This is a genomic window from Accumulibacter sp. (assembly GCF_029255145.1).
GTDB lineage: Bacteria > Pseudomonadota > Gammaproteobacteria > Burkholderiales > Rhodocyclaceae > Accumulibacter.
The window spans coordinates 1-13,648 of the sequence record NZ_JAPUVQ010000091.1 but is presented as its reverse complement, the minus strand read 5'-3'; the positions used below and the strand labels follow the sequence as shown (position 1 = coordinate 13,648).

Below are 13,648 nucleotides of genomic sequence, written 5' to 3'. Positions count from 1 at the left end.
TGCCGCATCAAGCAATTTCGACGTATCGCCACACGCTACGACAAACTCGCCGAGCGTTTCGCTTCCTTCATCGCCCTCGCCGCATCCGTCATTTGGCTCGCTTGAATGTCAACACACTCTAGGCCGCGAGCGATTTCGCTACGCGGGAAACGGGATTACCAGAGAATATGCGAAACCGCCGCGGGCGTATCACGAATTGACTTCCGCTCTGGGGCTTGCGCGGCCGTGGCGCGCCAGTCCAAGCAGAACTACGGTGCTCGCCCGATGCCGAAGGAAGACCATCCCGGGGGCTTGGCGATCGCGCCAGTCCGAGCATTTGACGGGGACCTGCAGGACCGTATCGGCGCTTGGCCGCGACCACTGGCGGCGCTTGACAGGTGTGGCAGCGGCACAGATACTCGCGGCAGTTCCGGCGCATTTCCGATCCTTTGGGCTTCAAGCTGTTTTTTTCCGCCAGGAGAGAACGCATGAAACGTGCACTGTTGGTCGCTATTGCGGCATCCGTGATTCTCGCCGTCAGCATGGGAATGTTCGATGATCGCAGCCGTGGCGATGCGTATGCCCAGAACGACGCAGCGATTGCCGCGGTCCCGGCCGGGCAGCCGGCCCCCGAAGCTTCGCTGGTCGATCAGGACGCCCCCTACTACGAAGCGTGCGCCCGCGAGGGATTGGGCGACTCCGAGTGCGTCGGGCGGCTGATCTGGTTCAAGGCCACCGCCGGCAACGACCGTTTTCACACCTATACCTTCCAGCAGCGCATCGGCGTGCTGGTGGACTGGTTCCGCGTCTTGCGTGCCGACCAGCGCGACGATCGTTTCTGGGCCTGGGGAATCATCAACGACCCTTCGTGCTGCAAACCGGGCGATCCCGATTGCCCGGCGAAGTCGGCCGACGAGACCTACGGCTTCGACTGGTGCCCCGGCGACGACGTGCTGCTGAAATACGTCGGCAAGCCAGGCTACGTAGACCCGGCCTGCGGGCTCAAGGACGCCGCGCTGGATCCCGACGACCCGCATGGCCAGGGCGGCAAGACCGACCAGCGGCACTCGGCCTGCGACCTCAAGTTCGGTACCTCGACCGGCGCCCTGGGGATCCGCAAGTTTCCGAATCCACGCTTCGACGCCGCCAGGTGGAAGCAACTCAACGGCGAGTTGGGCACCTGGTCGGGCTTTAACGCCAGACTCGTTGCCAAGACCGGCATCGAATCGGACCAGCGCGTGAGCCGGCTCGCCGATGGCTCGGTCGAGCCGCCGTTCCTGATCGGCACCGCCTGCGGTTCGTGCCACATCGCCTTTGACCCGCTCAACCCGCCGGCTGACCCGGCGCACCCGCAATGGGAGAACCTCAAGGGGCTGATCGGCAACCAATACACCCGAATGTCCGAACTGCTGACCTCGGGGATGCCGCTCAACAGCCTCGAATACCAGATGTTCGCGCACGCCCGCCCCGGAGTCACCGACACCTCGGCGATTTCGCACGACCAGATCAACAACCCCGGCACCATCAACGCGCTGATCAACGTCGCCCAGCGGCCGGTGTTCAAGGGTGAAGTGGTCACCAAGTGGCGCAAGGCGGCGAGCTGCGGCGCCGAGAAAGACGAGGACAAGTGCTGGTGCGAACCCGGCCGCGAAGGCAAATGCTGGTTGCGCAGCACCCGCGACGACGACACCACACCGGTCCACCTCGGCGGCCAGAAAGTCGTGCTGCCCGGCGTCCATCACATCCTGAAGGGCGGCGAGGACTCGACCGGCGCACTCGAAGCGATACAGCGGGTGTATTTCAACATCGGCTCGTGTTCCGAACAGTGCTGGGTCAATCACCTCGCCGACATGCGCCAGGTCGACCCCGAGCAGCGCGGCTTCGGGCAGACGCCGTTCAACATCGGCCAGTGCCGGCGCGATTGCCCGAATTTCCGGGCCGTCGAAGACCGTCTGCAGAACATCCTCGACTTCTTTGCCTCCGCCGAGTCTGACCAGACCGACTTGCAAACCGCCCGGGCTGCCGTCCGCAAGGGCGGCAAGCCGTACAGCCGGGCCGATTTGGTCGCCGAACTCGACAGCGAATTCGGCCCGGGTGCGGTCGGTCGCGGGCAGACCGTCTTCGCCGAGAATTGCGCGCGCTGCCATTCGAGCATCCCGGAGAGCGAAGGTGGCTCGTTCAAGAACCGCGACTTCGCGGCGGCCAGCGAGCAGCACCCGCGTCAGGTCAGGGCCGATTTCCTGGGCAACGATCAGGCGACGCCGGTAACCGAGGTCGGTACCTTTCGCTGCCGCTCGCTGCACTCGAATCACAAGGCCGGCAATCTGTACATGGAGTCCGCGTCGGAGACCCTGCGCCAGCGGCCGGTGGTCGCCGACATCCCGGAGCGCAACGAGCTCAAGGACGGCGGCCGCGGCTACATGCGCAACGTTTCGCTGGTCAACCTCTGGGCGACCGCGCCCTTCATGCACAACAACGCCATCGGGCCGGAAATCTGTGGCAAGCCGGCCAACAAGGAGAACGACTTTTTCCGGCCGCGCTATGTCGACAGCAGTGGCAAATTGCTCGCGCAACAGCCCGAGTGCCTGCGCTACGACCCGACCGTCGAGGGCCGCTTCAAGCTCTACAAGCTGTCGATGTTCGACCTGCTGCACCCCAGGGAAAGGGGCAGCAAGCGGACGCTGACCAATGCCGATTTGCTGATCGACGTCGGCGTGCGACCGCTCGACGGCAAGACCGAAAAGCCCTTGTTCGACTTCGGGCAGGTGAAAATCCCGGCCGGCAGCAGTGTCGGCTTCATCAACGGCCTGATGCACAAGCAACTGATCGGCGACCTGTTCCTCGCCAAGCGCCACCCGGAACAGTTGCAGGCCGAGGGCAAGGGCGCGCTGGTGCCGACCTTGCAGACCATCGCCGACGAGATCCTCAAGAACCCGTCGCGCTTCGTGGACATCCTGCGCGAGCAACGCGCATTCATCAGCGCCAATTACCAGACCTGCGACCAGGAAATCGAGAACGAAGGCCACCGCTTCGGCGAGGACCTCTCCGAGGCGGACAAGAAGGCGCTGACTGCCTTCCTGGCCACCCTGTAGGGCAACGGGAGAGCACATCATGGGACTGCCGCACACCTTTCTGTCGCGCGCCGGGCTGATCGCGCTCGCCAGCCTGGCGCTGGCCGCCTGCAGCAAGCCGGAGCCACCGAACATCAGCTTCGCGCCTTACGCCAAGGGCTACCAGACGAAGATGGATCTCGCCCAGGTCGATTACAGGTATCCGATCGCGACGGCTGAACTGGCGAAGATCACGCCGGACTACCTGGCGACGCTGGACGAGGAGCAGATCGACCAGATCTACGCCCGCCTCACCGCCGGCCCGATCCCTGACGGCGCTTTCGAGGGGCGCATCCTGCTGCCGCGCGGCAGCAGCGGCAAGTTCCGGCTGTCCGAGATCGTCGGTGGTTTTGCCGGTACGGCGTTGCACCTGAAGGGGCTGGCCGTCGAGGAGATCGGCGAGATTCTGTGGCGTGGCAAGGTCTTTTTCCGCGACGAGCGGGTGCTGCGCAACCGCATCGAGGATTTGTCGCTGCTCAAGAAGGCCGGTCTGGTCGACGGCGAACCGAAGAAGATGAGCTACGGCGGCAAGGAAACCTGGCTGCTCTTTCCGGCCAAGCTCTACTGTGGCCAGAGTCTGCTCGATTCCCGGCGCGAATCGATCATCATCGACTACCTGTTCACCGACGAAATCGCCGGCTACCAGGAAAAGCCCGACTACCTCGCCGGCCGTCGCGGCTTCAAGGTGCGCGACGAAATCCGCATGATCCGTCCCGGTTTCTACCTCGGTCGGGCCTATCTCGACCGTGGTTTCGCGCTCAATTTCACGCTCTACGACAAGGCCACCGACGAACGCGCGCGGGAAAACTTCGTCAAGACCGGCCAGGTGCAGGAAGACTGCTGGCCGGGCACCCAGACGCGCACCGTCATGGTTGCCGCCGCCAAGCCCTGAGCGAGTCGAGGCGCCGGACGTGGGGGTCGACGATGGGGCTGCAGAGGGTCTTTCCGGCGCTGCTGGGGATCGCAGCCGCCGCAGCCGCAGCCGCGGCTGCGGCAATTGTGCCGGCGCTGGCGCTTGAAGTCGCCCGGCCGGTCGCGTCGGTGGCCGTGGCAGACCCGGCCGATCCCGGCGAGCAGCTTCCCAAGGTCGGCCGCTCCTTGTTCGACCGATTGTTCGCGGTGAGCCGCGGCGGGCACGCGGCGATCGAGCTGCCCTTTCCCTTCGAGGCGCTGCTGACTCGCATCGACGCGCATCTGCAGCGCGATCCGGAGAGCCCGCTGCCGCCGGCCAAGCGGGTACTCATCCCGCTGGGGCGTTCGCTGCAGCGCAGCGCGGCAGCGCCGGAGTACTTTGCCTACCCGCGGGTGGTGGTCGCCGTCGACAGCCAGCCGGCCGCGGCCGGCGCGCTGCTGCTCAAGGACCGCCTGTACATTGGCTACCAGGAGCAATCGGCGGTGCTCGAAATCATCAGTTACAACGAGGCTGCCGGCCGTTTCGAGTTCCAGCTGGTCACGGACTATCGCGCCGGCGGCAATCCAAGGGTGCTGTACGCCAACCGCAGCGTCTGTTTCGCCTGTCACCAGAACGGTGCGCCGATCTTCTCGCGCGCGCTGTGGGACGAAACCAACGCCAATCCCAGGGTGGCGGAGCTGCTGCTGGCCAGCGGCCAGCGCTTTTATGGAATCGCGCCCGATCGCGGAGTCGACGTCCCCTACGCCATCGACAACGCCACCGAACGCGCCAACGGCTTGGCCCTGACGCAGCGCCTGTGGCGCGAGGGCTGTGGCGGCGGAGATGCCGCCGCGCAGCGCTGCCGTGCCGGGCTGTTCGCCGCCGCGCTGCGGCACGCGCTCTCGGGCGGCCAGATCTGGACCCCGGACACGGCTTTCGAACGGGAGGTCGCCGTGCCCTTGCGTACCGAGGCTCGCCGCCGCTGGCCCGGTGGGCTGGCCGTGGCCAGTGCCGACATTCCCAACCGCAACCCGCTGCAGGGCGTGGACCACTGGCCGGCGGACCGTGCCGGCCGGGTCGCCTTGTCAAACGTCCCGGCGCGTTTCGACCCCCTGCTGCCGCGGCCACTGCAGCCTGTCTGGCAGGCCGATTCGCCGGCTGCGCCGCGGCAGCTGGTGACCGGCCTGGCCGAGTTCGTTGCCGCTCCCGACCGGCTGCGACTGGCGAACGCCCTTGGCCGATCGACTGCGGTCAGCGTGCGCCGGCTTACCGCCTCCTGTCGCATCGACGCCGCTGCGGCCGCCTCGCGTTGGGCGCTGCGCTGCACGGCGCCGGCCGGGACGCTGCTCGCCGGAACGCTGTCGCTGCGCTCCGGGCGACCGACGGGCGGGCGTTTGACGCGGCTGATGCTGCCCGGCGGTACGGCGCTGAACGACCTGCAGCTGACACTCGCGGGTCAGGCGACGCCAGCCTCGGCAAGCCTGCTGCCGAGCGTCGCCGGCCAGCCGCCGCGCACCGCCGGGGGCGACGCCATCGGCACCATCGCGTTCCAACGCCGGCAGCCCCTCCCGCCCCGCGATGCAGACGATCAGGCCGAGGCGACGCTGCTTATCCGCGAGGAATTCGCCGTCGTGCAGCAGGCGATCGACCGCCTGGCCGCGGGTCCGGAGGCGGCGAAGCTGTTCGGCCCCGCGCCCTTCCCGCGTGCGACGCTCTTCGCGGCGCTGTTCGCCGAACTCGGCGCCGCGCCACAGCCGCCGTGTTGCCAGGCCGCCCGGGATCTACCGCCGCCGCAGCTCGAAGCGACCGCCGCCGCCGTGGCGTCGGCGCCGGTCGGCGTCGCGGCCGACCCTGCCGTTCGTGGCTTTCAGCCCTACTGTGCCGCCTGCCACGACAGCGCGGGGAGTTTCCCGCCGAACTTCCTGCACGGCAGCCCGGCCGAGGTGAGCGCCCGGCTGCGCCACTGCGCACCGCGGCTCTACGTTCGCCTGGCGATGGCCGACCTGGCACCGGAACTGCGCGCCAAGACGCCGATGCCGCCGGAAAGCATGTTGCCGGCCTTCGCCAGCGATCCCGTGGCCTGGCGCAGCAGTCCGCAGCGCGCCGGCTTGATGGCGCAGGTCGATAAATGGTTGCGCGCCGAGACCGGCCAGCCGCCGCAACTGGCCAGCATGCTGGCCGGCGGTTACGAGGCCCTGCGGCCCTGCCTGCCGGCGCACTGAATCACCTGAGAGGGGGAATAGCTCATGAACGACCAGCCCGAAATTGTGAACAGCCCCTGGAAGCGGCGCTTCGTCATCCTCTTCATCGTCGCCGTGCTGCTGCCGGCGCTGCTGCTGATCTGGTTGGCGCAGCGCTTCGGCGGCGACGTGCCGGTCGACTACGACAGCCCGACCGAACACTTCAAGTACGGGTCCACCGGCGGCGAGCACGAAATGGGCTTCCCATACTGGATCTGGCGCGCGCTGCCGCAGGTCTGCCCGCAGTACCTGCCCGGCAAGGGCTACCAGTCGCTGGGAATGGTCTTCGAGAAGAATGCCGACGGCACTGACAGGGACGTTCCGGTCGGCACCTCGCGTCGGCGCTATCAGGGCATCGACCGGGTCTTCGTCAATTGCGCGGTTTGCCATACCAGCACCGTGCGCACCGCCGCCGACCAGCCACCGACGATCGTCCTCGGCATGCCCGCCGCGACCTTCAACATGAAGGGTTTCGAGGAGTTCTTCTTCCGCTGTGCCGCCGATCCCAAGTTCTCCAAGGAATTCATCCTGCCGGAGATCGAGCGCCAGGGCGGTCAGCTCGACCTGCTCGACCGCTACCTGGTCTATCCGATCGCCATCGCCATCATGCGCGACCGGGTGCTGGCGCTCGCCGGGCGCTTCGATTGGGTCTTCGACCAGCGTGCCTGGGGCCCCGGGCGGGTCGACACCTTCAACTCGGCAAAGGTCATCTTCAATTTCCCGATGAAGCACCTCGACCCCGCCGAATTCGACGCGCCGGCCGATTTCCCCTCGCTCTGGCGGCAGCGCCAGCGCAAAGAGCCGCACGAGATGCAACTGCACTGGGACGGCAACAACACCACCGTCGAGGAACGCAACAAGAGCGCCGCTTTCGGCACCGGCACGACGCCGCCGACCATCGACCTGGCGCGCATCCGCCGCGTCGAGGACTGGATCATGGACGTCACGCCGCCCCCCTTCAGCCAGTTCTTCCCGGTCGATCCGGCGCTGGCGGCCAGCGGCGCGCCGATCTACAAGGCCTACTGCGCCGGCTGCCACGGCGCCAGCGGCAGCGACTTCAGCGGCGAGTACGTCGGCCAGGTGACGCCGCTGGCCGAGATCGGCACCGACCGGCGGCGGCTCGATTCCTACACCTACACACTGGCCGTGAACCAGGCCACGCTCTATGCCGGCTACCCGTGGCGGTTCACGCACTTCCGCAAGACCTTCGGCTACGCCAACATGCCGCTGGACGGGCTCTGGCTGCGCGCGCCCTACCTGCACAACGGCTCGGTGCCCAGCCTGCGCGATCTGCTTGAGCCGGCGGCAGCGCGGCCCAAGACCTTCTACCGCGGCAACGACGTCTACGACCCGGTCAAGGTCGGCTTCGTCTCCGATCAGCTGGAGGGCAACGGCCACCCGTTCTTCCTGCTCGATACCGCGCTGCCCGGCAACGGCAACGGCGGCCACGAGGGCCAGGCCTACGGCACCGAACTGAGTGCCACCGAGAAGACCGCGCTGGTCGAGTTTCTGAAGACTTTCTGAGGATCACACGATGAGCATCCACTCCTGCAGGAACTGGTTCAGAGTCATCGGCATTCTGATCATCGTCACGCTCGTCGCCGGCGCGCTGATCGGCTACGACCGCGGCTTTCGCGAACAGCCGCAGCCGGCATGGGTGACCGCCGACTTCGAAACGCGCTTCAAATACGGCTCGATCGGCGCCGAGCACGACGCCGGCATTCCCTACTGGATCTTCTACGTGTTGCCGCGGGTCTTCCCGGAAAAGCTGACCCAGGATGGCAAGATCCTTCCCGGTGGCTACGCCGCCCTCGGCGTGCCGTGGGAGCAGGGGCAGGAACTGCCCGCGGGCTTCACGAAAAAAACGATCGGTTTTCCGCGCGTCGGCAACAACTGCGCCGTCTGCCACACCACCAGCTACCGCGAATCGCCCGATGCCAACCCGGTTTTCGTCGTCGGCGGCCCGGCACACACCACCAACGTCGAGGCCTTCTTCCGTTACCTGATCGACTGCGCCAAGGATCCACGCTTCAACGCCGACATCCTGATGGCCGAAATCAACCGCGTCACCGAACTCGACTTCATCGACAAGCTGCTCTACCGCTTCTTCGTCATCCCGATCACCAGGAAGCGCCTGCTCGAACGCGAACAGCAGTTCGCCTGGATCTACCGGCCCGACTTCCCCGACTGGGGCCGTGGCCGTGACGACGCGATGAACCTCACCAAGTACTTCATGATCCGCGCGCCGATGGACGATACCTTCGGCCCGACCGACATGCCATCGGTGTGGAACCTCAAGAAGTACGTATGGGACAAGGGCCACCGCATGAACTACGCCGGCGACAGCAATGACGCCTACTCGGTAATCATGGATTCGGCGCTCGGCCTGCTCGGCGCAGCACCGGCCAACAAGGAGGACTTCGTCGCGCAGGTGCAATGGCTGCACAGCTACCTCTCCGAACTGCCGCCACCGAAATACCCGTTCGCCATCGACGCTGCCAGGGCGGAAGCCGGCAAAGCGCTGTTCGACGCCAATTGCGCCAGCTGCCACGCCAGCGAACTCACCGGCCGGCCACTGCCGCTGGCCGAAGTCGGCACCGACCGCGGCCGCCTCGACTCCTGGAACAAGGGCGCCGCGATCAAGGCCAACCAGGTGGTCAAGGAGATGGGACTCGAACGCCGCGGCCTGGTCGAGGCCGACCTGATCGGCTATATCGCGCCCTTCCTCGACGGCATCTGGCTGAAAGCGCCGTACCTCCACAACGGCTCGGTGCCCACGCTGCGCGACCTGCTCGAGCCGGTTGCGCAGCGCCCGAAGGCGTTCTGGCGCGGCTACGACGTCTACGACCAGACGCGGGGCGGTTTCGTCACCGATACGCCGGCAGCCCAGCGCGTTGGGACAAAGCTCGATACCAGCAGCAAGGGCGGCAGCAATCAGGGGCACGAGTTCGGTACCAGTCTGTCGTCTGACGACAAGGACGCGCTGGTCGAGTATCTGAAGACGCTTTGAGCTGGAGTTGGCAGAAAAGGGCTTGAGTTTGTTGAATCGCGGATGTCGGACGCGCAGTGCAGTGCGACAGGTTTCCCGCCAAGGGCGATGATTGGTCGGGCTGGCTCTGCCGTCTGGTCCAGTGGACATACGGGGCCTTGGTTCGTATGCTGTGGGCTTGCGGTGGATGAGATCGTGTAACCGGTCGAGAACCTGCGGGTCAGGAGGTGCGTTTTGCGACTCATCAGGTGCGTTCATGCTTTAAACCTCTATGAACATCAGCTGCTTACGGCCATCGGCCGCGGTTATACACTTGGAAACGCCGGGATATACACCGACATCTGTGTCGACTAAACGTTAGCCGTCTCAATGACAAATCCCGTCAGCGTGTCCGCCCTCGAACAGGAATGCAAGGCTCTGTTCACTGAGTTGGCCTCGCTTCAAGACAAGATTCGAGAGAAGGTGTCTGCCTACGCGGATGGCAAGACGCTAAAGGGCAACGAGCTTGTCGGCTGGCTCGGCGAAATCTACGGAAAACTACTTCTTGATGGAAAACTGGTCCACGACCGAGAGGAGCACGACTTCGTGTGCACCGACGGATCACGCGTCTCTGCCAAGACTAGGAAAGGCTTCGGCACTGGGTGGCAAAAAACCAGCGCCATACGGAAACTTGATGGGCCACAATGCCCAACGCACCTTCTCTTCGTTCACTTGCACGACGACTACTCAATTGACCGAATCTGGCTGTTTCCTTGGTCGATTCTGGCCACGAAGGAGCGATTCAAGAGCCACACCGTCCGCGGATCGCACCGCTCGTTCATCTTCACGCTCGACGAGAAGAAAGACAAAGAGCATGTCATCTACGGGTAGACGGCTAACCCGGCAGTCCACATGGCCGCTGCGCGATAAAGCCGCGCAGCGCCGGTGACTTCTACGTTGGGTCCTGCCGTGAATACTCAGCCTTTGCCGCACCGTCGTGCCAAAGTTTCCGCATCATTTCGCGGCCTTCGCGCGCATCATCTGCTTGCTTCGGCCAGTTCACGATGTGCACTTGCCACGCGCGCAAGGGGCTCGGCTTCCGTGCCACGGCAGGCCGCCTTCCTCCGAGAAGCCTGTCGTGCGCATGGAGCATCGCGAAAGCCACCAGCCCAACGAATAAGGATAGATCGTGCGAAGCCACGATCTATCGGTTTGTTGGACTAGCCCGGGCCGGAGCGCTGGGCGCGTCCTCTGCAAATATCTTTTTTGGATTTACCCCAAAGGCATGAGCGCCGGAGGGCCGGGAGCGGGAAGTCCCGAAGTGCCGCTGCTTAGGCGGCAAAGGTTTCGCGAATGAGGCGGTTTTTACGTTCCGGATGCGGAATTCCGGGCGGGCGCATCGCTCAGCTTGGGGAAACTGAAGTCCCGAACGCGGCCGGACAGCGCTGAGGTCTCGGCTTACATGGTCAGATGGCGGCCGCGACGACCGGCGTGGTGGCGATGACTCCGGGCGATGTGGAGCGAATCCGCGTCCTGACGATCGCCATCACGGCGCCACAGCATGGACACCGCATCGGTGGCCGCTGTTTGCGCGGCGGCGTGAAGCGGCTGGGGTCGAACTTGAGCAAAAGATGCAGCAAGGCGATCAGGCGCTTGCAGTTGGCGTGCAGGAAGCCGAAATTGCGAGCGCGGCGAAAGCCCTTGGGCAGCACGTGCTGGAGAATCAGCCAGAGGAACTCAGCGCCGGTGAGCGAGCGCTTTTCCGACTTGCCGGTTTCGGCGTTGCGATAGCGGAAGCTCACCCGGCCATTCTCGCAGGCGAGGATGTCCTCTTCGCGGATGACGCCGCGGTAGAGGTAACGACCGAGGCAGATCAGGGCCTTCTCGCCGCTGCCAACCGATTGGCAATGCGCCACCCATTCCCGCGGATAACGCGCCGGCAGAGGAATGCCGGCCGCCTCGATCGCCGCCAGCATCTTTGCCCGAAAGACCTTGGCCATCGCCTTCTCGTTGAACAGATAGGTGCCGTTCTTGCCGCGCCGCTTGCGTCGCCACCGCTGCTTCGCCTCATCGACGGCCGCCGCGGGGACGACGAGATGGACATGCAGGTGGAAGTCGAGCCGACGCGAGTGCGTGTGCAGCACCGCGATCGCCCCCGGCGTCCCCTGCAACTGCCGGTCGTTCTGACTGAAGCGGTGCACCGTTTCCCAGGCGCAGCGCATCAAGAAATCAAAGACGACATCGGCGTGCGCCGCAGCAAGCCCGCGCCATTCGGCCGGCAGCGTGAGGGTCAGCAGAAAGTAGTCGGCCGGGACCAGGCGCTGCATCTGACGTTCCAGCCATTGCTGGCTCTCGTGGTGCTGGCAGTGCGGGCAAAGGCGATGGCCGCAGGAATGCGGAACGAGGTGGTGGTGCGCACAGTCACTGCAGTGAACCTGCATCATCGGACTGGCAGGGCTGCGGCAGTGCTCGATCGCCGACAGCGCCTGCAGCTGATCAAAGCTCAGCCGGTGACGAAATTGCGCGACGAAGTCGGCTCCGAATTCGGCGATGATGGCGGCGAGGCGGATCATCGTGGCGCCTCCTGAGCCAGAGTAAACCGGTCCATCAGCGCGTTGATCCGATCGATCGCGTGATGCTTGGTTTGATCCGTCAGATGGGTGTAGCGGGCGGTCGTGAGGATCGAGTGATGGCCGAGATTCTTCTGGACTTCGAGGAGGTCAACACCAGCCTCGATCAGGTGCGTGGCATAGCTGTGCCGACTATGCCGAGCTCGGCATGGTCTGATCTCCTTCCGGGGCAATACGTCCCTATGGAAGGAGATCGAAATGGAACAGTTCTACAAAGATCCGCATACGCCGGTCCGCATGCGAGAAGGCTTGTTCGGTGCGTATGTCGACGTATTTGCCGCGCAATTTAGTGCCGAGGGATACGCCCGGGCTTCGAGCCGTTATGCGCTGCAAGTCGTGGCCGATCTCGGTCATTGGTTGAGTGAGCGCGGAATCGTTGTCCCGCAACTGACCACGAAACACCTTGAACTCTATCCGGATTGCCGATCAAGCCACCGGCACCGCAGGTCGGGTGATTCGGCGATCCTGCGACGACTGTTCGCCCTTCTGGTCGAGCAAGGCATCGTAGCCCAAGAGCCGGAAAGGGAGCGCACGCCGGCCGAACGGTCGGCGCAGGAATTCCGATGCTATCTGGAACAAGAACGCGGATTGGCACCGGCGACGGTGGTCACTTACCTGGAATTCACTACGCGCCTGCTCGTTCACTGCTTCGCCGATGGCGAACCGCGGCTCGAGGATTTGCGAGCGGCCGATGTGGTGGGCTTTGTCCAGCGGGAAGCGGCTCGCCTCCATTGTCCCAAGCGCGCCAAGTTGGTGACCACGGCCGTACGCGCATTTCTGCAATACGCGCGGTACCGAGGCCTCATCACGATTGATCTGCGATCGAGCGTTCCGACGGTGGCCAGTTGGTCGATGGCGTCCCTGCCGAAGGGACTGTCATCGGACGAAGTGGAATGCCTCCTGTCGCACTGCGAGAGAGAAACAGCGCTTGGCCGCCGCAATTGGGCCATTCTGCTCTTGCTCGCTCGCCTCGGGCTGCGTGCTGGTGAAGTGGTCGCCCTGCTGTTCGAGGATCTCGATTGGGAAGCGGGAGAGATTTCTATTCGGGCCAGCGGGACGCGTACGGACCGACTGCCGATTCCTCAGGATGTCGGCGCGGCATTGGCTGAGTATCTTCATCACTCGCGCCCGGCTTGCTCCTCCAGACGAGTGTTCATCCGCATGCGCGCGCCACACCGCGGATTTCTGAGCTCGGCAGCGATTGGCACCATCGTGCGTCGTGCACTGGATCACGCTGGCTTGAATCCTGCCCACAAGGGCGCGCACCTGCTGCGCCACTCGGTAGCCACCCGGATGCTCCGGCAAGGGGCGTCGCTGACCGAGATCGGTGAGATCCTGCGCCACCGCAACCCGCAGACGACGATGATCTACGCCAAGGTCGATCGGGATTTGCTCCGTCCTTTGGCCCTGCCGTGGCCGGGATGTGCGCAATGAGCCCACTGGCACAAGCAATTGAGGATTACCTGGCCTTGCGACGCAGCTTGGGATTCAAACTGCGCGATGCCGGAATCTGTCTGGCGAAGTTTGCCGCGTTTCTTGAGGAGCGAGGCGCCGCGCACGTCACGATACCGCTCGCTCTCGAATGGGCACAGCAGAATCCATCCGCTGATCCTTCAACCTGTGCACAACGTCTTGGGCATATCCGCGGCTTTGCCCGTCACTACCAGGCGAACGACCCGCAAACCGAGATTCCGCCGCCGGATCTAGTGCGTGACCGAAAACCCCTTCATCCCAACAGCAGCAAGGGATTGGACGGATTTCCGAGCGATGAAGAATTGATAGCCGCAGGGTGATTTGTGGTGAAAACATCGCAATTCGGGCTTCTGAGG

Annotated in this window: 10 protein-coding genes and 1 pseudogene; 9 read left to right on the top strand and 2 right to left on the bottom strand. The window is 64.7% G+C overall.

The annotated features are described in order from the left end of the window. The 7 genes and pseudogenes from Q1L50_RS08875 to Q1L50_RS08845 form a co-directional block, all read left to right on the top strand. Window positions 1–105: pseudogene (locus Q1L50_RS08875) on the top strand (IS5/IS1182 family transposase); the annotation flags it as partial. Window positions 106–467: 362 nt separating this feature from the next. After that, a complete protein-coding gene (locus Q1L50_RS08870) occupies window positions 468–3,071 on the top strand; it encodes a cytochrome c (protein ID WP_300337660.1) in 2,604 nt (867 codons plus the stop codon). 19 nt (window positions 3,072–3,090) lie between these two features. Then, complete coding sequence (locus tag Q1L50_RS08865) at window positions 3,091–3,981, top strand: hypothetical protein (protein WP_300337658.1); 891 nt, start codon at window positions 3,091–3,093, stop codon at window positions 3,979–3,981. A gap of 32 nt (window positions 3,982–4,013) precedes the next feature. Then, on the top strand, window positions 4,014–6,203 hold the full coding sequence (locus Q1L50_RS08860) for a hypothetical protein (protein ID WP_300337656.1): 2,190 nt from the start codon (window positions 4,014–4,016) through the stop codon (window positions 6,201–6,203). Window positions 6,204–6,227: 24 nt separating this feature from the next. After that, window positions 6,228–7,745 (top strand): cytochrome c, encoded by a 1,518-nt coding sequence (locus tag Q1L50_RS08855; protein WP_300337654.1) that lies wholly within the window; start codon window positions 6,228–6,230, stop codon window positions 7,743–7,745. Window positions 7,746–7,755: 10 nt separating this feature from the next. Further along, window positions 7,756–9,231, top strand: coding sequence for a c-type cytochrome (locus Q1L50_RS08850; RefSeq protein ID WP_300337652.1), 1,476 nt, complete (start codon window positions 7,756–7,758; stop codon window positions 9,229–9,231). A 348-nt stretch (window positions 9,232–9,579) separates the two neighbouring features. After that, complete coding sequence (locus Q1L50_RS08845; RefSeq protein WP_300337651.1) at window positions 9,580–10,080, top strand: hypothetical protein; 501 nt, start codon at window positions 9,580–9,582, stop codon at window positions 10,078–10,080. A 575-nt stretch (window positions 10,081–10,655) separates the two neighbouring features. Here Q1L50_RS08845 and Q1L50_RS08840 read toward each other — a convergent pair. Both Q1L50_RS08840 and Q1L50_RS08835 read right to left on the bottom strand, forming a co-directional pair. Further along, window positions 10,656–11,762 (bottom strand): transposase, encoded by a 1,107-nt coding sequence (locus tag Q1L50_RS08840; protein WP_300337649.1) that lies wholly within the window; start codon window positions 11,760–11,762, stop codon window positions 10,656–10,658. Beyond that, window positions 11,759–11,992, bottom strand: a complete 234-nt coding sequence (locus Q1L50_RS08835) for a tyrosine-type recombinase/integrase (RefSeq protein ID WP_300337648.1) — start codon at window positions 11,990–11,992, stop codon at window positions 11,759–11,761. The genes Q1L50_RS08840 and Q1L50_RS08835 overlap by 4 nt, the downstream gene beginning before the upstream one ends. Before the next feature lie 25 nt (window positions 11,993–12,017). Here Q1L50_RS08835 and Q1L50_RS08830 point away from each other — a divergent pair, with 25 nt between their 5' ends. Continuing rightward, on the top strand, window positions 12,018–13,253 hold the full coding sequence (locus Q1L50_RS08830; RefSeq protein WP_300337646.1) for a site-specific integrase: 1,236 nt from the start codon (window positions 12,018–12,020) through the stop codon (window positions 13,251–13,253). Continuing rightward, window positions 13,250–13,612 (top strand): hypothetical protein, encoded by a 363-nt coding sequence (locus Q1L50_RS08825; RefSeq protein WP_300337645.1) that lies wholly within the window; start codon window positions 13,250–13,252, stop codon window positions 13,610–13,612. The genes Q1L50_RS08830 and Q1L50_RS08825 overlap by 4 nt, the downstream gene beginning before the upstream one ends. Window positions 13,613–13,648 lie beyond the last annotated feature (36 nt).